This window comes from Cohnella herbarum, from assembly GCF_012849095.1.
Lineage (GTDB): Bacteria > Bacillota > Bacilli > Paenibacillales > Paenibacillaceae > Cohnella > Cohnella herbarum.
This window is the reverse complement of the sequence record NZ_CP051680.1, coordinates 2,631,076-2,652,826: the sequence shown is the minus strand read 5'-3', so window position 1 is coordinate 2,652,826 and position 21,751 is coordinate 2,631,076. Positions and strand designations below refer to the sequence as shown.

At 51.7% G+C, this 21,751-nt stretch carries 9 protein-coding genes; 8 read left to right on the top strand and 1 reads right to left on the bottom strand.

The features are described 5' to 3' along the window. Positions 1–753: 753 nt before the first annotated feature. Positions 754–2,727 (bottom strand): methyl-accepting chemotaxis protein, encoded by a 1,974-nt coding sequence (locus tag HH215_RS11930; RefSeq protein WP_169280107.1) that lies wholly within the window; start codon positions 2,725–2,727, stop codon positions 754–756. Positions 2,728–2,913: 186 nt separating this feature from the next. Here HH215_RS11930 and HH215_RS11925 point away from each other — a divergent pair, with 186 nt between their 5' ends. The 8 genes from HH215_RS11925 (at position 2,914) to HH215_RS11890 (ending at position 21,595) form a co-directional block, all read left to right on the top strand. After that, on the top strand, positions 2,914–4,722 hold the full coding sequence (locus HH215_RS11925) for a cache domain-containing sensor histidine kinase (RefSeq protein WP_254450452.1): 1,809 nt from the start codon (positions 2,914–2,916) through the stop codon (positions 4,720–4,722). Positions 4,723–4,744: 22 nt separating this feature from the next. Further along, positions 4,745–6,079: a response regulator gene (locus HH215_RS11920; RefSeq protein WP_169280105.1), complete on the top strand. Its 1,335-nt coding sequence runs from the start codon at positions 4,745–4,747 to the stop codon at positions 6,077–6,079. Between the two features lie 98 nt (positions 6,080–6,177). Then, positions 6,178–7,098 (top strand): carbohydrate ABC transporter permease, encoded by a 921-nt coding sequence (locus tag HH215_RS11915; RefSeq protein WP_169280104.1) that lies wholly within the window; start codon positions 6,178–6,180, stop codon positions 7,096–7,098. Between the two features lie 12 nt (positions 7,099–7,110). After that, positions 7,111–7,974, top strand: coding sequence for a carbohydrate ABC transporter permease (locus tag HH215_RS11910; RefSeq protein ID WP_169284351.1), 864 nt, complete (start codon positions 7,111–7,113; stop codon positions 7,972–7,974). 127 nt (positions 7,975–8,101) lie between these two features. Next, on the top strand, positions 8,102–9,562 hold the full coding sequence (locus tag HH215_RS11905) for an ABC transporter substrate-binding protein (protein ID WP_169280103.1): 1,461 nt from the start codon (positions 8,102–8,104) through the stop codon (positions 9,560–9,562). Positions 9,563–9,641: 79 nt separating this feature from the next. Continuing rightward, complete coding sequence (locus HH215_RS11900; RefSeq protein ID WP_169280102.1) at positions 9,642–12,059, top strand: glycoside hydrolase family 31 protein; 2,418 nt, start codon at positions 9,642–9,644, stop codon at positions 12,057–12,059. A 15-nt stretch (positions 12,060–12,074) separates the two neighbouring features. Beyond that, the gene (locus HH215_RS11895; protein ID WP_169280101.1) at positions 12,075–14,801 is read left to right on the top strand and encodes a discoidin domain-containing protein; all 2,727 of its coding nucleotides are present in this window, start codon (positions 12,075–12,077) and stop codon (positions 14,799–14,801) included. 161 nt (positions 14,802–14,962) lie between these two features. Next, on the top strand, positions 14,963–21,595 hold the full coding sequence (locus HH215_RS11890; protein WP_169280100.1) for an S-layer homology domain-containing protein: 6,633 nt from the start codon (positions 14,963–14,965) through the stop codon (positions 21,593–21,595). Positions 21,596–21,751 lie beyond the last annotated feature (156 nt).

Below are 21,751 nucleotides of genomic sequence, written 5' to 3'. Positions count from 1 at the left end.
GTCAGCGGTCTAATGGGTTGGATATCGAGGGAAAGTGTGCTGTAAGCAGCTGCCAGCGGTCTAATTGGTTAGATATCGAGGGAAAGTGTGCAATAGCTGGGTTAAATCGAAGGAATTACCGTCTCAAAGTGCCTCCCCGCTCGATTTAAAGCGGCGTAGCCGGTCTAATTCCGCTCAAAGTGCCTCCTCGCTCGATTTAAAGCGGCGTAGCCGCTCTAATTCCGCTCAAAGTGCCTCCTCGCTCGATTTAAAGCGGCGCAGCCGCGCTAATTCCGCCGAAAGTGCCTCCTCTCTCGATTTAAAGCGGCGCAGCCGCTCTAATTCCGCCGAAAGTGCCTCCCCGCTCAATTTAAAGCGGCGTAGCCGCTCTAATTCCGCCCAAAGCGCCTCCCCGCTCGATTTAAAGCGGCGTAGCCGCGCTAATTCCGCCGAAAGTGCCTCCTCGCTCGATTTAAAGCGGCGCAGCCGCGCTAATTCCGCTCACAATGCCTCCTCGCTCGATTTAAAGCGGCGCAGCCGCTCTAATTCCGCTCTAATTCCGCTCTAATTCCGCTCTAATTCCGCTCTAATTCCGCCCCTAATTCAGTACCAAGTCCCGAACCAATTCCCTCACCAAATCCGGTTCACCGAATTATCGAGCATCGAGCCAACTTTAGGTTTGATTCTGGTCGCGGTTTCCCCGACCATGATTCCCAATTCGACCTGTAATATCGAATTGACCTCAGGGAAACCGCAGCAACTCCTATTAAAAGTCTAAATCTTATCGCGAGAAGAGAAACCCGAGAGAGTTTCCTGCAAGGAGAGGGATAAGCTCTCCAATTCCTTGGCGATCCCTACGACCTCTTGGCTCGATTGAAGTTGGCCCGTGCTCAGCGCCGAGACTTGCTCGGAAGTCGCCGACGCTTGCTGGGAGAAGCTGCTTACGTTCCCGATCGACGTATTCAGGTGACGCTGCTTCGACTCGAGCCGAACTACGGTTTCCTTGATTTGTTCGACGTGGAGCGTAAAGGCTTCCGATTTCTCGAATACTTTGTTGAAAATCGCATTGGCGGTTCTGACCGATTGGATTTGATTTTGCAACAACGGCAAGGCGTGTTTTAAGGCTTTGACCGTCTGGGAGATTTCATCCTGAATCGTCTCCGTCATCAAGTTGACGGTATTCAAGGAATCGTGCGTTTGATCGGATAATAGTCCCATCTCTTTGGCGATGACTTTGAATCCTCCGCTCTGCTGCCCCGAGCGGGCCGCTTCGATGCCGGCGTTCAGTGACAAAATTTTGGAGTCTTTCGTAATTTTGTTCATCAACCCGAACACTTTTTGCATCTCCCCCGTACTGTCCTCCAGCTTCGTGACCCGTTTGACTAACAGATCGATCGAACTCTCCGAATCCAAAGTCATTTGAACGACATCCTCCATAAATCGCTTGCCTTCCGAAGAAGCGGATTTCACGTCCAACGAAGAAACATTGATCTCGTCCGTCGCGTTCACGACGTTCGAAAGATCGGCGTTCATGGAATCTACGATATGGAACACTTGGTCCGCCTCGGATGCAAGCTGCGCGGAACCTTCCGCGATCTCTCCCGTCGCCGTAGAAATTTCTCCGGACGATGTCGCCGTGTTCTGGGATACGTGCAGCAAGGTCGATGAGGTATTCAGCACCTTGTGTGCGGACGTTCGGGTTTGCTCGATCAGTCCGTTCATCTGCTGCATCATCCGATCGAAGCTGTCGGCGACCTCCCCGATTTCGTCTTTTCTGTTTATTTTCACCCTTGCGTTCAAGTTGCCCTTCGCGCCTTCGTTTAACATATTGCGGATTTTCAATAAAGGTTTGCCTATGTACAACAAGATGAGATAACCGATTGCGATCGCGACGACCGCGGCGATTGCGCACATGATGTAGGTCAGATTTCGAATGACCTTCGTTTCCGCGACGAGTTCGCTTAAGGGAGCGACGCCGGTTAGCGTCCATGAAGTTTTCTTCAGCAATTCGGACACGATCAACTGATCGTCGGATTCGTCCGCCACCGAGAAGCGTTTTCCGACGTCTTCCGGCCTGGAGGACAGAAGCATCGTTCCTTGGCCGTCGGAGAGGAACATTCGGGAGCTCGCGCTGAAATGGATGCTTTCCAACGTTTGCGTCAGCATCGCGGCATCGATCTCGAAGACGATGACGAATTTGTTGACGACCCTCGTCAAGGCGAACAAGTTGCCCTTCGCCAAGCCCGTGTAACCGTTCTCGATCATAGGCAGCCACAACGCGGTGCCTTTCATTCCGATCGCCTTGGTATACCATTCGGCTTTGCGATCTATCGCCGTTAATCCCGTCGAAACGGAAGAGATCGTTTGATTCTCGTCTCCGGTATTGAATAAGGAGATCGATTTAATATAGGTATTCGTCCTGGCGATCTGATTCAGCGTGTCTTGAACCGTCATCTTCGCGTTCATCAGATCGGCCGGATCGGCGGAAGCGTCGAATAGGATATCCAACTGCTGTTGAAGCTCGCGGCTAGTCGAGAACTGCAAGGACATATCCTCGAACTGCTTGAGCATCAAGGCGACCTTCTCCGTCGCTTCTTTAACGGTTTGTTGCGAAACCGTCTTGATCTTATCCTCGATAATGGACTGGGATTTGCCGTACGAAATCAGACCGACAAGGAGAACGGAAACGAATGTCGAAACAAAAAACAAGATGAATAATTTCGCGCCTACCGAACGGAACATACGCATCTAGCGGACCCTCCCTTATGATTCTGTCTATCTCTCATTGTAAGGGCTATCATTTGTCTGATAATGTGTTATTCTACGTAAAATAGGCGCGCTTGTACGCGAATGCCGTAATCTTCTGCCCGTTCATAGGGAAAGCGCTCATAATAGGGATCGACATACGTTGGGGGGAGCTAGGTGAGCTTGAAAATGAAAAATCCTTTGACGAAGATGAACGTGAGACAGCAATTGATTTTGTTGTTTTTAATATTGGTGAGTCCGGTTTTTCTCCTGAATATGTACGCGAACTCGAAAGCCGAACAGATTCTGAAGGAACACGTCACCAACGCCTATGAAGAGTTGAATAAGCAAAATCATTTCTTGATCAACAGGGATATCGATACGATCAGCCGAATCATGACGACGATCATTCAGAATCCGGTTACTCAGAGCATGGTAAGCGACAAAAAGGACGTGGAATTCGACCGAGTCGTTAAGTATCGGGAGTTGAATACGTTGCTGGGCAATAACTCTATGGGATTATACGGAGGGGAATCGATCTACTATTTCCTGTTCGTCTACGACCCGAACAACAGCTATCCGTTCGCCCCTTCGATTCCGGATATCGACCGGCCGAATAACACCGCTAAGGTGTTCTTCTATTCGGACGAAACGAAGACGCCTTGGATCGAGGATGCCCTCAATGCAAGAGGCAAAGGCGTACTGGCGCTTATCGACAATTTCGGGCCGAAAGGAGATCAGCAGACGCTTGCTTATCTTCGTACGGTCAACAGCGTCACGAACGGGAAGAGCATCGTAGGAGTGCTCGTCGCAACGAAGATGGATAAGAAAATCGAGGAATCGTTTAGCACCGTCTCCTTGCCCGAAGGCGGAGAGCTTTACTTGACCGATTGGTCCGACCGGGTGCTTGCGACGACGACGGAAGATATGGGCAAGGTATTGAAGCTGCCCCACGGATTAATCACGAACGAAGCGATGGAGGAAACGCTTAGCGCGGTTTCCAAGGACTACATTTACGTGATCCATACGAAATATTCTTTGAAACAAAAGCTTGTTTACACGATCCCGACGAAGTCTTTGCTCCAGCAAATCAGCGCTTTGAAGCAAGTAATCCAGACGATCTCGATCGTCTATTCCCTATTCGCGATTGTCGTCATGATGTACTTCTGGCGCTCGCTCATGAACCCGCTTCGGAAGCTTGCGATGTTCGCCCGTTCCCATGAACCCGGCAAGCCGTTGGCGAGAGTCCCGTCGAAGGAGCGCAACGACGAGGTCGGCGTATTGATCTACTCGGTGCACAACATGGCGAACCGGATCAATGACATGATTCACGAACAATACACGATGGAGATCAAGCAGAAAGAGTCGCAATTGCAGTTACTCTACCAGCAGATTAATCCCCACTTGTTGTACAACACGCTAGAGAGCATCTATTGGAAAAGCTCGCTAGAAGGAAATATGGGATCGGCCGAGATGATTAAGGAGCTGTCGAAGCTGATGAGAATCAGCTTGAGCAGAGGCAGGGAACTTATTTCGATCGAAGAAGAACTTGAACATGCCATGGCCTACACGAGCTTACAACAGAAGAGGTACGAATACGGGTTCAGCATCCGTTGGGATATCGGCGACGACGTTATGCCCTACATGATTCCCAAGATCACGCTGCAGCCGTTGATAGAAAACGCGATCATCCATGGGGTCATCAATATGGGCGAGGACGGGGAAATTATCGTTTCCGTTCGTTCCGAGGAGGAGAACATCATTATTGCCGTCGAAGATAATGGATATAAAGAAACCGACTACGAAGCGATAAACCGGCTGCTCGAGAACGAAGCTCCGGATACGGGAACCGGCTATGGAATCAAGAACGTCAACAGGCGTATCCAATTGCACTTCGGCAACGGTTACGGCTTGCATTACGAAGCCCGCGTTACGGAAGGGACCAAAGTAACCGTCGTGATTCCCAAACGAGCAAGCGCCGGACAGACAGATCAATGACACATTTCGGGGGGACTAATCGATGTACAACATTCTAATCGTGGACGATGAACCGCTCATATGCCGGGGCTTAGCCAGTCTCCTGGAAAACTCGGGGCTTAACATTCAGAATATTTATACCGCTCATAACGGTTACGAAGCATTGGATTACTTGAAAATGGAAACGATCGATTTGCTGATCACGGATATTCAAATGGGCGCGATGAGCGGGATCGAGCTGATGCAGCAAGCAAAGATCATCAAGCCTTGGGTGCAGGTCATCGTAATCTCGGCCCACGAGACTTTCCAATACGCTCAGCTAGCCATGAGGTTGGGAGCGAAGGATTATCTGATTAAGCCGATTAACAGCGAGCAATTGCTGAATACCGTGCGGCACGTTCTTCTGCACATGGATCGTCCTTTGCAGGATCAAGCCGATATGATTTCGGATTTGCGCGAGCATTTTCGCATGGAACAGCCCCATCCCGAAAGAACCGAGATCTTGAATCAACTTCTGTCGGAAGATCCGTCGGGATCGTCCTCGGCGATTACGTACGGGTTGGAACAGGCCAATCAAATCGTCCTTCGCGGACCTTATTTCGCGATGATCAAGATCCGCATAGATCTCGACTCCAGCTCCAAAGGCATAAAGGTAGAAGAGAAAGACGCGAAGCTGTTGCAATATGCGGTTCTTAATATCGTCAACGAACTTCTCGATAAGGAATGGAATCATTATTCTTTCTACTCCGAGAGCCGGGACGTCAGCATCATCGTTCAGTGGGACGAGGCCGGATACGGCGATTCCAGCGTCGACAATATCAATCAGCTGGAGATGATCGGAAGAAGTTTACATTTCCACATCCATAGGTTTCTAGGGTTTCAATGCGTTGTCGGAATTAGTCAGATTCTGAAAGGCCGCGAATTCTTGCCCGAGCTGAACGTTCAGGTCAATAAGGCGATCGTGTGGAACCGCGAGCATAAGGATCATCACGTCTTTTTCTTCGGCGATTTCAAGTGGGGTTTGTTTACCGAGGATCCTACGGACGAGGATTTGGCAGCCCAGAACAACTTGATCGTAGAGAAAGCCAACGAATACATTCACTCCAACTACGCGCAGAAAGGGCTGACTTTGAACGAGGTCGCGCAGAAAAACCACGTAAGCCCCAATTATCTGAGCTATCTGTTCAAGAAAAATACCGGAACGAACTTATGGGAATACGTCATCAAACTTCGAATGGAGGAGAGCAAGCGGCTGATCCAAAATACCGATTTGCGCCGGTACGAGATTTCCGAGCGCGTAGGCTACGAATCCCCGGAACATTTCAGCAAAATATTCAAGAAATACTTCGGAATCAGCCCGAGCGAAATGAAGAAGTAGTATTGCCCATGATCCCAATAGATACGCACATGTTCACTTGGCGCTCCTTTTTCTACAATAGTAGTTATTGATAGATATTAAGGAATGAGGGAGACCAAATGAATCAAACCAACGCCGTTCCAATACGTCCCTTGGAATCCCAAACCAAGCGACCTCCCACAAAGTGGACCAAACATCTATGGGGCTATTTATTCCTCTTGCCCGCGGTAGCCATCTTCTTCACGTTCTTATGGATGCCGATCGGCAAAGGGGTCATCTTTAGCTTCTACCACATCGATTTCGTCAAAGGGGACACGTTCGTAGGCTGGGATAATTACAATCGGATATTCAACGATCCCGATGTATGGACCTCGGTGAAAAATACGCTTTACTACATGTCGCTAGGGGTATTGATCGGCTTCTGGGTGCCCATCCTGTTCGCGATCTCCATCTCGGAGATGAGAAGATTCCAGGGTTTCGCCAGAATCGCCGCTTACTTGCCTTACGTTGTTCCGGTCGTCGTATTATACGGCCTGTGGAGGTGGCTGTATGATCCTGTAGGGCCGATTAACGCGGTGACCACCAGATTAGGCTTCGACTCGGTTGCTTTCTTAACGGATACGGCTTGGTCGATGATCTCTCTCGTGGTCATGGAAACTTGGCAGAGCTTCGGTTCCGCCTTGCTAATCTACCTAGCCGCGATACTGAGCATTCCGCGCGATTGGTACGAAGCAGCCGAAATCGACGGAGCGGGCGTGTGGAAACGAATTCGCTATATCACGCTGCCGGCCATCAAGAACCAAATTATTCTGTTGTTTCTTCTCCAGCTCATTGCGACTTCGCAAGGGTTCCAATCGCAAATGGCTATGCTGGACGGCGGACCCAACAACGCGACGCTTACTTACGCGTTGCTCGTCGTGAAATACGCGTTCAGACAACAAGATTACGGCTCCGCGTCAGCGCTGGGCGTCATGATGTTCCTAGTTCTCGGATTGCTTGCGGTTCTCCAATACAGAATGTCCAACAAGAAGGAGGCGTAGGCTTTGAAAACGATGGAACGTGGAATCTTGTCGAATTACGACTTGAAAAAACCCGGAACCAGGATCATGTATTACTTAATGACTTTGATCGTGCTCGTCATGGTGTGCACGATGCTGTACCCGATGCTCGTTATTCTATTTAACGGTTTGAAGCTGAACACGGAAGTCAATTCATTCCCGCCGACGTTCCTTCCTTCGGAATGGCACTTCGAGAATTACTCGAAAGCATGGGGACATATCGAACTTCCGCTATTCGTCAGGAACACCTTATTCATTTTTGCAGGGAACATGGTCATGACGGTGCTCGTAGTCGGGTTCGCGGCATTCAGCTTATCCCGGATGAACGTGCCGTACAAGAAGGTCATACAGTATTTCTTCCTGTTGACCTTGTTTATCCCGCCGACGACGTACATTATTCCGAACTTCGTTAACCTGCGCGATCTCGGACTTATGAATACGTTCTGGGCGCTTTGGTTGCCGGCGGGAGCGAACGCGTTTTTCCTCTTGCTGCTAAAGTCGTTCTTCGACGGCATCAACATCGAGATGTTCGAATCGGGGCGGATCGACGGAGCATCCGAGCCGAGATTGTTTTTCCAGATCGCGTTCCCGTTGTCGGTTCCGATCTTCGCTACGCTTGCGATCTTCGTCTTCTCGACGGCATGGAACGACTGGTACTGGCCGTCGCTCATTCTCTCAAGCAATGAACGATATCCGCTTGCAACGGCAATCTATAAGTACGTCATAGAAGTCAGGCGATTGGATCTCAACTTGCGGTTCGCCATCTTGACGATGATCTCTTTTCCGCCGGTTCTCGTGTTCCTGCTCTTCCAGAAATACATCGTTCGCGGTTTGCATTTAGGCGGCGTCAAAGGGTAAGGTCGAAAAACAGCATGCGTAAAACTGCACATGATCGAAATAGGAATACACATCGCCTTGATGAATGCGCCTCCATTATGATGAGCGTGTAAGCAAATCAATTAAAACGAAAAGGGGATTAACAACAATGCGTAAGATATCAACGGTTATCGCTAGCCTTCTCGTATTCAGCCTTGTGCTGTCTGCATGCGGCGGCAACAACAAAAACAATGCATCGCCATCCGCTTCCGCTCCGGCGGCGAGCACGCCGGCCGAATCGTCCGCGGCTCCTCCAGCCGAGAGCAGCGAAGCACCTCCGGTAGACAATACGCAAATTAAAGCAACGATCAGCATCTACTATCCGACTCCGGACTTGGTAGAGAAACGCGCTCTCGAAGACGACAAAATCAAACGCTTCAACGAAGTGTATCCTAACGTCGAAATCGTCAAAAGCGACTGGCAGTACAACCCGAACGAAATCGGGATCAAAATGGGAGCCAACGAGGCGCCTACTCTGTTCAACACTTACGCGACGGAAGGTAAGTTCCTTGCGGAGAAAGGTTGGGCAGCCGACATTACCGAACTGTTCAACGCGTATGACAAAAAAGATCAACTGAACCCGATCTTGCTCGACCAATTCAACATCGGCGGCAAAATCTTCGGAATTCCGCAACAAGGTTACGTTGTAGGTACGGTAATCAACAAAAAGATGCTGACGGACAAAGGCGCGACCGTTCCTCCAATGAACTGGACATGGGATGACATGCTGAACACGGCTAAAGCGGTTGCCGATCCGGGCAAAGGGATTTCCGGTATCGCTCCGATGGGTAAAGGAAACGAAGCTGGCTGGAACTGGACGAACTTCTTGTTCGAAGCCGGCGGAGAAATCCAAACGGTCGCGGATGGCAAAGTTACGGCGGCATTTAACTCCGAAGCCGGGTTGAAAGCTCTCGAGTTCTACAGCAAGTTAAAAGAAGCAAGCGTTATCCCTGCTGACTGGGCATTAGGCTGGGGAGATGCGGTAGGCGCGTTCGCTCAAGGCAGAACGGCTATGGTCATCGCCGGACCGGACGGTCCGCTCGATCAAGGCTTGAACCAAGGCGGAATGAAACCGGAAGACTTGCTCGTGTATCCAATGCCGGCAGCTAGCGCAGGCGGCAAACACACAGGCGTACTCGGCGGAGACTTCCTCGTTATCAATCCGAACGCAACGCCGGAAGAACAACAAATGGCATTCCAATACGCGGTATTCGATTATTTCTCCGACAAAGGGTTGGAGTCGCTCGAAGTAAACATCCAAGCTCGTAAAGCAGAGAACAAATATTTCGTACCTCCTGTTATTCAGTACTTCAAGCAAGATTCCGAATACGGCGTGAAAAACAAAGCGGTATACGACAAATACGACAACGTATATCAATACAGCGACGAATTGATGAGCCTTCTGGACGGTAAGCCTGAAGCGCAATTCAATACGCAAGATTTCTATGCGGCTATGACTAACGTCATCCAAGAAGTTTTCTCCAAAAAAGGCGTAGATCTTAAAGCTCAGCTCGATGCCGCCGCGAAAACCGTGCAAGAGAAATTCTACGATCAAATCAAAGTAGAATAGTTTGAAAGAGGGTTGCCTAAGGCGAACGAAAGTTTGCAGTAGGCAACCCTCTACACTATCCGAGGAGCATCGAACGAACATGTTGACTAGCGAAGCGATATTGCCGGACCGACCGAACGACAAACGGGAGAAGACGTTATCATCTTCGGTAGGGCGCATTTACAGGACGGACAGGATCGAAGGAACCGTCATTTTGCGCGGAGAACGCGCGAATGTGGTTTTTTGTTTTATTAACGAACAATTGCTTAGAATGAAGCTGTTTTTCGGAGAGACTCCCGACCTGCGGTCGACTCCCGCTATCGTCGACGATGCGGCGCAGCCGACAACGGTAGAAGTCGAGGAGAAAGACGGTCACATCGTCATTTCTTCGCCGGCGATGCATGCGGTTATCGATCCGGAGAGATTCTCGTTGCGGTTGTTCAACGGGAATGGGGAGCTATGGTTCGAAGAGCTGGCGACCGAATGGGACGAGAAGAACAAGATCGCCTTCTCGGCTGTTAAATCCAGCGATTCGCATTTCTACGGTCTAGGCGAGAAAACCGGGTTCCTCGACAAAAACGGCGAGCGTTACGAGATGTGGAACAGCGACGTATATGAGCCGCACGTGCAAGATACGGATGCCCTATATCAATCGATTCCATTTTTGATCCACTACGAGTATGGCAAACCGGCCTATGGGTTATTGCTAGACAACCCCGGTAGAGCGACTTTCGATATGCGAACGCATGAAGATCGTTATACCGTCAATATCGCCAGCGGCGAGCTGGATCTCTTCTTATTTAACGGCCCTAGCATTAAGGACGTCGTGAAACGTTTTACCGACATTACCGGAAAGACATACATGCCGCCGAAATGGGCAATCGGATACCAGCAGTCCAGATATAGCTACATGAACCAAGAGGAAGTATTGGACATTGCCCGTACTTTTCGGAAAAAAGGCATCCCGTGCGACGTACTCTATCTCGACATTCACTATATGGACGAATACAGAGTGTTTACGTGGGACTCCAAGCGGTTTCCGAAGCCGCTGGAAATGATGGCCGAATTGAAAGAGCTCGGGTTCGAGCTCGTCCCGATCGTTGATCCGGGCGTGAAGAAAGACCCGAAATATCACATCTACCAAGAAGGCGTTAAGAACGGATACTTCTGTCGGAAGCTTGAAGGTGATATTTTCATCGGGAAAGTGTGGCCAGGGCTTAGCGCGTTCCCGGATTTCACCGACGATGCCGCCGCGGAATGGTGGGGGGATCACCATCGGTTCTATATCGAACAGGGCATAAACGGAATTTGGAACGATATGAACGAGCCTTCCGTGTTCAACGATTCGAAGACGATGGATCCGGACGTCGTTCACGCGAATAACGGAAATCCGAAAACCCATGAGGAATGGCATAATCTATATGGTCTCTTAATGTCTAAGGCAACTTTCGAGGGAATGAAACGAGGCTTGTCCGGGGATCGTCCGTTCGTGCTGACACGCGCCGGTTATACGGGAATCCAACGTTACGCGACGGTATGGACCGGGGACAATCGCAGCTTCTGGGAGCATATGGCGATGAGTATTCCGATGGTACTGAACCTAGGGATGTCCGGCATTGCTTTCGCTGGCCCCGACGTAGGAGGATTCTCGCATCACGCATCCGGAGAACTCGTGGCTAGGTGGACGCAAATGGGCGCTTTCGTTCCCTTTTTCCGCAACCATAGCGTTATCGAGTCCCGCAGGCAAGAACCATGGATGTTCGGAGATCAGGTTGAAGCGATCTGCCGCGAGTATATCGGATTGCGTTACCGGCTCATGCCATACTTGTATTCCCTGTTCTATGAGGCTCACAAGACAGGCGTGCCTATTCTGCGAGCTTTGATTATGGAATATCCGGAAGATCGCGCCGTCTATAACGTTTGCGATCAGTTCTTATTCGGTTCGAGTTTTCTGGTTGCTCCGATTTACCGTCCAGGCGTGCAGTCTAGATCGGTTTATTTGCCCGAGGGCGTCTGGTACGACTATTGGACGGGAGAGAAGCACGAAGGCGGCAAATCCGTTCTGGCTCATGCTCCGCTAGATACGATGCCTCTCTATGTCAAAGCCGGGGCTATCGTTCCCGAGCAAGCATTAAGGCAATCGATGGGGGAGCAGACGGATGAGCCCGATCGGGTTCGTTTCTATGTCGGATCGGGCGGAGCGGATGAAAACTCGTTCGCTCATTACGAGGACGACGGGCGCACGTATGCTTATGAATCCGGTCAATATCGGCTTCGGAATTGGCGTTTGCGAGAGCTTTCCGAGGAAGGGTTGATCATCGCTTGCGATTATGCGCACGACGGGCTGAATAGCGCTCAGAAGTTGTTATTGACGATTGAACCCGTCGCTTCTAAACCGGAGGAACTAAGTTCGACCGGCGGCACGGAAGTCGATACATGGGTTTACGACGGGGACAGTCGCCGACTGCAGGTTTCGATAACGGCAAATCATTCCTTCGAAATTCGAATCCGGTTATAGGGGAGAGGTGCGGCAATGCGCATTTGGCAATCGAAAGCGGCATGGATCTCGTTCGGGGTCGTCATCATCCTGCTGGCAGCGGCGTACTTATTCTTGAATACTCCGTTCAGCGCCAAAGCCAGCTTCAAGGACAAAGACGGGTTGTTGATCGTCAAGAGCGGACAGTACGAGATCGCTTTTCGCTCTGATAACGGCGCGATCGCTTATCTTAAGAATGAAGACTCTTCGGACAACATCACGTTGGGCAATCGGGAGAACGCGTTATGGTGGGCGTTCCTTCAGGACGATTCTTCGACGAACGGCCAGAAGGCCGAAAATTTCTCTTACGATTGGAACGGTCGGAAAGGCGAGCTCTCGTTTCGTTACGGGGGGTCAATTCAAGTAGAAGTGACCGCCCGATTCAACGAGGAAAATCGGATTTACTTGGATGCCAAGGTCGATAATCAGTCGGACAAGACGATTAAATCCTTCCGGTTTCCTTACGAGCTGAAGGTAGACTCCGCGACCGTTACGGACGGTATGCTGCCGATGCTTCCGGGGGCTAAGCTGCGGGATGCTTTCTTCAAGGAGAGCAACTCCTTCCAGGATCAGTATCCGGGGGTTATGTTCGCTTCCTACGTCGGATTGCGAACGACCGGCGGCAACCTCGCCGTATATGACCTGCATGGCGATATCGTGGCTACGACGGAGCTCGGCTTCAAGAGTCAAGTAGACGATAAAGGAAAGACGGGAATCGTTCACAACTACAAAACGTGGATCGACCCCAAGAAGCAGTGGAGCAGCCCTTCCGTAGTCATCGAACTCGGGGACTATGGGAAGACGGCCGAAAGCTATCGCAAGCTGAACAAAATCGACGAGTATCGCTCCTTGGACGACAAATTGGGCAAGGAGAAGCAAGCTTATTTCGAATTGCCGCTCTACAAGGCGGATATTTCGGCGATCAAAGACGGCAACTGGAACAATCTGACCAAAAATTACGTGGACAAAATGAATTACAACGGAATTCTGCATCTGGTCGGCTTCCAGAAGGGCGGCCATGACGAGAACTATCCGGATTTCATGCCTCCCGATCCGGCCTGGGGCGGGGAACCCGCCTTCCTCGCGTTCATGAAAGCGGCGAAGGACAAAGGCAACCGCGTCGTGCCGTATACGAACATGAGCTGGTGGGGAAATCATTCCCCGACGTTCGAGAAATTGCCTTCCGGAACGACGCTGGACGATTTGGTCGTCGTCAAGGAAAACAACGCGATCATGAAAGAGGACTACGGCAAACATAGCGGGTACGTCGTGAACACGGGTCATCCGTTCTTCCTGCAACGGACCGCCGAAGAGCACAAGAAGTTGTTGGAGCAAGCCGGGTTCGACGGGATATTCGAGGACCAGTGGGGCATCCGTAATTCCCCGTACGTGTTCAATAAAGAAATTCCGGAAGGAACCGATCCTTCTTCGGCGTATTTCCAAGGCGTAAGAAACTATCTCGATTCGCTTAAACACAACATGTACATGGAAGACGGAACGGACGTCTTGGCGGACGATTCGGTCGGCTTTATGGGCTCGACTTATTTGTGGGATATACTGGAGTATCGCAAGAATACATCATCATACACGGATTACTATCCGTTGTCCGGTATGATGTTCCGCGATAAGGTGATGCAGTATCATCACGATCTCGCCGCCGAGACGATGACGGACGATCAAGACATGCTGAGATGGAATTTGGCGATGGGTTACAATTTAAGCGCCGATTTCTTCAATGGCGTTGCCAATCCATGGGTGGATACGATAGGCGTGTTCCAGAAATACGTTCTATCGCAATACGCCGACTCGTTGGTAAAGGGTTTCGAACAAGTGACTCCCGCCGTCACGCTTACGGATTTCGGCAAATACAAAGTTACGGCGAACTGGAACAAAGACGAAGCTTATACCCTGGATGCGGACGTAACGCTCGCTCCCGGTGGTTACGACGTGAAGGCGGTCGACGACAATCGCCGGGCAGGCAACTTCGTTCGGTATAACGGTTTGGATCTGGATGCGGGAGAGCATAACCTCGTTGAAGTCAGGGAGAAGGATCTCATTCGCGTCTATCAACCGATCGGCGCGGATACGACGCTTAAGATCAAGAAAGGCAAAGACTGGCCTCATGTTGCCGCGATCGCCTATCAAGCGAACGGAACGAAGATCGCCGAACTTCCGGTTAAGGAAGAGGGAGATTACGTCCTATTCGACTACGTTGCGTTGATCAAAGATCAAAAGGTCGGTTACGTGGAACTGACTTCGGCCAAGGAAGTCAGCAAAGCCGCGGAAACGTTCGAGAAAATCAAAGTTCAGATTAACGTAGCGCTGCAGCAGAAAGTATTCGCGACTTCCAACACGGCAGATGCTTTCCCGCCGGAGCTTGCCGTTGACGGCGATCCGTACACGTATTGGGAAAGCACGGCCAAGAAATTCCCGCAGTCTCTGACGTTGGATCTTGGCGAGGAGAAGGCCGTCGGCAAGGTGATCTTGCGACTGCCGCCGCAAGATGCATGGGAAGCGCGGGATCAAGAAATCGAAGTTCTCGTTAGCGCCGATGGCGAGACGTTTACATCGGTGCTTGCGCCGAAGCCGTACACGTTCGATCCGAAGAACGCCAATGCGGTAGAAATAGCGCTTACCGGAGTGACTACGAAGTTCGTGCGATTGACGATCACCGGCAATACGGGATGGCCGGCCGCGCAAATCGCGGAATTCGAAGCTTATTGATGGTTGATGTAGAAGGCTGTCGCGCACTGTCGCGACAGCCTTCTTGCCGTTTCATATGTCGTAATATTACGCCTATTTCGTTTAAGAATACACATCGTTTGGTAAGCGTTTCCACTCTATGATGGAGTAGCATGCGTTGACATTTTATTGGGAGGCTATTTATGGCGCGGGTTAGAGTGTGGTTCGTGTTATTCCTTGCGGCGATGTTGGTCGGATCGGCGTTTCCGGTTCATGCGGACGAGCCGTCCGGCGGGTCGTCGGGGGGTTCATCGTTAGCGGATTCGGGTTCTTACGTGAGAGTGAAGAACAAATGGAAGAGCAATTTTCTGTACGAAGCGGCTGGCGGGATTGTCAGATACGGTGAGACCAGGGGGGACGACCAAAGTTCGCACTGGCTCGTAGAAGACTTCGGAGGGTTCAAGAGATTGAAGAACCGCGCCACGGGGCATTACGTTTCGGTGCTGCCGGGCATGCAGCGAACGGATCCGCTCAGAAGCATCGCGGTTGCCGAGAGCACGCCGGACGATCAATGGATCATCGAGGAAACGTCTAACCGTCCGGGCTTTTACATTATTAAGAATGCACGCGACGCTACGGCGAATTACGTCATTCACGAGGAAAATCAGCTCGGGTTCGCGCAAGCCAGCACCGACATTAACGTGACTTTCGAGAGCCCCCAGTGGGCGTTCGAGCCGGTCGATGACGATATTCCCGTTCGTCTGGCGAATCAATATAGGGCGGGTCAATATTTGTACGAGGACGCGAATGGTTTTGTAAAATTCGGGGAATTGGGGGCAACGAATAAGACCGCACATTGGTATTTAGACGTGAAAAGCGATGTTGGTGGAGCTCAGAAAACGGTAACGATTCGTAATCGCGCAAGCGGACACGTCATTACGCAAGGATTAGACTGGGCACAGATTAAAGCACTGCCGCTAGATCCGGGAAACCCGGCCAAGAGCGAGTGGGTGATGGCGCCTAACGCCGACCCTTCCTTCTACTCCTTTAAGAACGTGGAGGCTATGCAAGCGACGCCTTCTTTGACTTACGTGCTTAATACTCAGTTTGACGGAGATACGAACGCAAGGTCGAATAACTGGGCGCAGCCGGAGTGGGGAAGCTCGTTATGGCGAGTGGAGGTTGCTCCGGATTTGGCACCGCGTCGCATCGTCAACTTCACGCTTGGCGACGTTGGAGATAAATATCTCTACGAGCTGAACGGTATCGTGAAATACGGCCCTCTCGATAAGAACAACAAGGGCGCTGCGTCTTCCTACTTGTGGATTACGGAAGATTTCGACGGGGCGAAGAGAATTCGTAATCTCGCGACCGGGCATTACGCGACGAATCAGAATATCGTTAACGATATCGATCCGTTAGCGGCGCTGGAGTCTCCGAACGGTTCGGGTTCGGACAGGTGGTTCGTTCTTCCGTCCGATGAATACGACGACTATGTATCGGTTCAAAGCGCCGTGTATGCTGATCGTTACTTGAACATCATGAATTTAACGGGCGCGGTTCAGGCAAGTATCGTCGATCCGAACTCCGACCCGGCGCAATGGTTGTTCGAGGATCCCGATTTTGTCTCGAACGGCACTCCGATCTACGTCCGTATTCAGAACGAGTGGCAGCCGTACGTCCTTTACGAGGACATGGAAGGCAAGCTGAAATACGGGAACGCGGCGTTGGAGGATCAACGGTCGCATTGGGTCATCGAGAAATTCCAGGGGCGCAAGAGGATAAAGAATCGGGCGACGGGTCATTTCATAAACGTGGAAGCGATGTCCGGAGGCCGCATAAACGTTAGCAACGTCGAAGATAGTTGGCGAAGCGCGGTTTGGATGATCAAGGATGACAAAGGCGTGAAGCTTATTCAGAACGTATTAGACAAAAACGGAGCCATCGGCCAGCAAAAGTATATTAATTTGCAAAACTTGAACAAATACGCCGAGTATAGCGTCATCAATCCCGGCTGGGGAAGCCCGAGGTGGAGATTCTCGATCGTGAAAGATCCCGAGCCGACGAACTTCCGTTTTAAGAATAAGCTGACCGGACAATATCTGTACGAGAGCTATTCCGGAGGAAATATCGGCGAGCTCAAGTTCGAGGATGCCGCGGTCGACGATCTATCGTCCATCTGGATGAAGGAGGATACCGGTGGAGGCATTACGTACCGGTTGAAAAATCTGAAAAGCGGAAATTACATTTCCATGGAGCATTTCGCGGCGGGAGGACACGAACTCGAGACGGATCCGGCTCTACCGCTGCAAACGGTTAATCAGATCGACACGGCTTGGGATAGCGTGAAGTGGTTTGTCAGCCCAGCTCCCGCGGAAGGTTACGCCGTGATCCGAAGCGGATGGACAGGCGAGCATTTCATGTATGCAGATCCCTCAGGATCGCTCAAAGTAAGTAAAAATATTTCGACGCAAGACAAAGCGCAATTCGTCGCGGAGCTCGCGACAATTCCCGATGCGCCGCTACCGACCGCGGAAATTCGCATCCGAAGCGTAGCGAGCGGTAAGTATTTGTACGAGAATGCGAAAGGGGTCGTCATGTACGGCAACCCTGCGGATAACAACGGCTATTCGCATTGGCGCATCGAGACGATCGACGGCCATCAGCGACTCGTGAATCGGGTGACCGGACATGCGATCAAAGCAAGCGCGGTTAGCCGGGTTATCGAAAGCATGCCTATGGAAGACCCGGCAGACCCGGCTTTCAAGTGGGCGATCGAGCATTCGCCGGACGGCTTGAATTACGTTATCCGAAACTTGAGCGCGGGAATCGACGACGAGCTGATCAACGTGCAAGGAGGTGCGGGTTACGCGGAGAGGGGCTTGTATCCGATTAACTACGGATCGGTTCAATGGGCGCTGGAATCGGCGCCTGCCGAATTCGAAGCGCCTTCGTGGGAGGAAGGCAGGAATAGCGCTACGGCAACTCCGATTCAGAGCGATACGAACGTGATCCGGATTGTTTCCCATACGAATTCGGCGGCCGGAAGCAAAGCATTATACGAGAGCGACGGAGAGATTCTGCTCGGTCCGGTGGATAAACAGGATGCGTCCGCGCAATGGATCGTTCAAGATTTTAACGGCCGCAAGCTGATCGAGAACGTTGGATCGGGTTCGATACTTTGGTTCGGGGAGGAAGACGGCGCGGTTAACGGTCAGTGGACGATCGAAGATCGTCTGGGATACAAGGTGCTGCGCAACGGATCGCAGACCGAAGGCAGCCTGCTGGCCGTCGCGACCGGTATCGATTATGGACAATCGGACAATGCTTCGGATTCGTTATGGACCTTCGAACCGATCGTCTCCGACGTGAAATACGAAGCCGAAGACGCATTCGTTAGCGGAGGCGTGCGAGAAGGGAAAACGGGAACGGGTTTCACTGGCAAAGGTTATGCGGTAGGGTTTAACTCCGACAAGGCTAAGATTAGCTTTGCCGTTCATGCCCAATCCGCGGGCAACTACGAAACGGTAATCCGTTACCGTAACGCGGGTGCGCCTAAGTCGCTGAACGTTCTCGTCAACGGATATCCGCAAACGCCTATCCTGTTAAGCACGGTTGGCGGTTGGACGGATATCGTCGTGGTAGCGAAATTGCGCGCGGGGATGAACTCGCTAAGCTTGCAGGCATCGTCGTCAGGCGATAGCCAAGCGGAGATCGACTACGCGATCGTCAAAGCTAGCGTGAATAAACAATATCGCGGAGCGACGGTTCCGTATACGACTTACGAAGCCGAGCACGCGACGACGAACGCCGAAGTGATCGGCCCGTCCAGAACGTATTTGGAAGCGGCATCCGAAGCTTCCGGAAGACAAGCGGTCAGGCTGGACGAAACCGGCGAGTTTGTGGAATTTAAGCTAGCTAAGCCGGCTAACTCCATCGTGTTGAGATATTCGATGCCGGATAGCGCGGATGGAGCGGGATTGCAAGCGGATCTTGCGTTATACGTTAACGGAGTTTTCAAGCAGAATCTTAACTTGACCTCCAAACATGCGTGGGAGTATGGCGGGTATCCTTGGTCGAACGATCCGAACCAGGGTAACGGACATCGTTTCTTCGACGAGATTCACGCCTTGATCGGAGACGTCCCGGCCGGGGCTACGATTAAGCTGCAGAAAGACGCAACGAGCACGGCGGACTACTATGTCATCGATCTGGCGGATATGGAACAGGTTGCCAATCCTTATTCGAAGCCGGCATCGTTCGTATCGCTCGCCGATTACGGCGCGTCTCCAAATGACGGCGTCGACGATACCGCGGCATTCGTGGCAGCGATGGCGGACGCTAAGACGCAGGGCAAAGGCCTTTGGATACCGCAGGGCGAGTTCGATTTCGGTAACGAGCTGCTCTATCTCGACGGGATTACGATCCGCGGAGCGGGTATGTGGTATACGAAGCTCAAGGGAGCTAAGTTTTTCGGCAAAGGCGCTAACATTCAAGTGTACGACCTGCTGATCGACGGCGATCTTAACGTCCGCGACGACGAAGCGAGCACGCATGCGTTCGAAGGCGCGTTCGGTATAGGTTCCGTCATTCAAGACGTGTGGGTCGAACACTCCAAAACGGGCTTGTGGTTGACCAAACCTAAAACAAGCGATGAGCTGACTCAGGGACTATACATGATGGGACTCCGTCTACGCAATCTAATGGCCGACGGAATCAACTTCTGCGTCGGTACGAGCGACAGCATGATGGAGCAGACCGATATCCGCTATCCGGGAGACGACGGAATCGCGATGTGGTCTACCGGAGGGATGGCCAGCACGAACAATACGGCGAGATTCAATACCGTCTCGTTGCCGTGGCTTGCCGATAATATCGTCGTATTCGGCGGAAGGGATAACAAAATTCAGGACAACATCGCCAAGGATACGATCGTTAACGGAGCGGGAATCGCCGTTTCTACCCGCTTTAATCCGGTACCGTTCTCCGGAACGACGATCGTGGAGCGCAATACGCTTATCCGTACCGGAAGCTTTGATTCCGGGTATGGATTGAATCTAGGAGCGATCTGGTTGTTCGCTAGCGATAAGGATTTGAACGGAAACATTATCGTGCGCGACAACTTGGCGCTCGATAGCACGAACAGCGGTATTTTCGCTCACGGGACGTTTAGTATGGACAATGTATTACTGCAAAATATCGTCGTGGACGGAACGGGCACGAACGGAATCGAAGCTTCTACGGGAATTAAAGGCAGATTGATCTTGGATAACGTAATCGTGCGAGGCGAACGCATGGCGATGGTTGGCCCGTTGCCCGAAGGCTTTACTTTAGCCGAACAGAATGAAGGATTGGCTTCGGTGGCGAAACCCTTCCGCGTGAGCTTGGCTAACGGAAGTACGGGGCCGCTCGCCTTACGTGCCGGACAAACGGACACGCTCCGGGTTTGGAACGCGGCCGGCTTGGAAGTTACCGCGAATGCGATTATTCAAGCGGAACCGTCCGGGATCGTAACGGTAGGCGCGAACGGAAGGATTAGCGCCATCTTGCCCGGCCAAGGAAAGGTAACGGTTCAAGTTGGAGCGGATACGCGGGTATTTACTCTGGACGTTGCGGTCTCGGCTAACCCTGGCGGAGGTTCCAGCGGCGATGGGGGTGCAGGAGGTGGAGTCGTCGTTACGCCGGGTTCAGCGGCCGACAACGACAAGAAGCTTAACGGAGCCGCCGCGAACAGTGCCGCGATCGAATTCGTAACCGATGGCAGCAAGCCGATCGGGAAGGTTCCTTTTACCGTTGGCACGCTGACGAAGTTCGCGAAAGATCATCCCGAATCGATGATCGTCATTAAACACGGGGATGCCAGCTATAAGTTCCCGGCGAAGCTAATCGTTCAGATGCTGAAGCAGTCCGGTATCGGCGATGAAGCGAATGCCGTCTGGGAATTTTCCATCCAGACGGTAGGTTCGGAAACGGCGAACGAAATCGCCGCGAAAGCGACGGCGCAGGGGATGAAGATCGTCGGCAGCCCGATCGACTTCAGTATTAAGCTTTACCGCGGCGAGACGGTTGCGGCCGAATTTCATAGCTTCGGCACGACGTTCGTGGAGAGAACGATCGGCTTGAAGGAAGCGGTCGATGGAACGACCGCTGCGGCGTTCGTCTACGATCCTGGCACGGGGAAATTTACTTACGTGCCTGCTTTGTTCAGCATGGCGAACGGTCAAACGATCGTCACCATTAAGAGTACCGGGAACAGTATTTACGTTATCGCCGTCAATCCCAAATCGTTCAAAGATACGGTTGGCCATTGGGCAAACAAAGAAATCTCGCTCCTGGCTTCCAAGCAAATCCTGAACGGCGTATCCTCCGACGATTTCGCGCCGGGTAAGACGGTAACGAGAGCGGAGTTCGCTTCGATGATCGTTCGAGCTCTAGCATTAAGAGACAATGGAACGAAAGTCGCCTTCAAGGATGTGCGTCCGGAAGATTGGTTCTCCGAAACGGTTAAGATCGCTTCCCAGCAAGGAATCGTTCAAGGCAACACGGACGGTACGTTCGGTCCTCATCTGACGATCACGAGAGAACAGATGGCGGTCATGGCGGCTAGGGCGTTAAGTTTAGTCGCGGAAACCGAGAAGCCAACCGGAATTAACGCGGAAGGGCTGCAGGATCTGGGTCTCATTCACTCTTGGGCTCTTGAGTCGGTCCATAAGGTAATGAGCCATGGAATTATGAAAGGCAAAACCTCCTTGATCTTCGCTCCGGGCGACCTCGCATCAAGAGCGGAAGCCGCGGTCATTCTGAGCAGATTGCTTCAATCGATGAGATTGATTTAACGGTTTAGGCTCCGCAGGCGACTAAAGAAATAGGGATTGAGCGGGTTCTTCCGCTCAATCCCTATATTAATTTCCGGGGCAAATTAAGCCCGCCCAGCGGTCTTATTTCGCCCACCGCCTCGCATTTAGGCAAATTAAGCCCGCCCAGCGGTCTTA

Coding starts and splice junctions, on each gene's coding strand:
- HH215_RS11930 (WP_169280107.1), bottom strand. CDS start 2,727: ATGCGTATGTTCCGTTCGGTAGGCGCGAAATTATTCATCTTGTTTTTT.
- HH215_RS11925 (WP_254450452.1), top strand. CDS start 2,914: ATGAAAAATCCTTTGACGAAGATGAACGTGAGACAGCAATTGATTTTG.
- HH215_RS11920 (WP_169280105.1), top strand. CDS start 4,745: ATGTACAACATTCTAATCGTGGACGATGAACCGCTCATATGCCGGGGC.
- HH215_RS11915 (WP_169280104.1), top strand. CDS start 6,178: ATGAATCAAACCAACGCCGTTCCAATACGTCCCTTGGAATCCCAAACC.
- HH215_RS11910 (WP_169284351.1), top strand. CDS start 7,111: ATGGAACGTGGAATCTTGTCGAATTACGACTTGAAAAAACCCGGAACC.
- HH215_RS11905 (WP_169280103.1), top strand. CDS start 8,102: ATGCGTAAGATATCAACGGTTATCGCTAGCCTTCTCGTATTCAGCCTT.
- HH215_RS11900 (WP_169280102.1), top strand. CDS start 9,642: ATGTTGACTAGCGAAGCGATATTGCCGGACCGACCGAACGACAAACGG.
- HH215_RS11895 (WP_169280101.1), top strand. CDS start 12,075: ATGCGCATTTGGCAATCGAAAGCGGCATGGATCTCGTTCGGGGTCGTC.
- HH215_RS11890 (WP_169280100.1), top strand. CDS start 14,963: ATGGCGCGGGTTAGAGTGTGGTTCGTGTTATTCCTTGCGGCGATGTTG.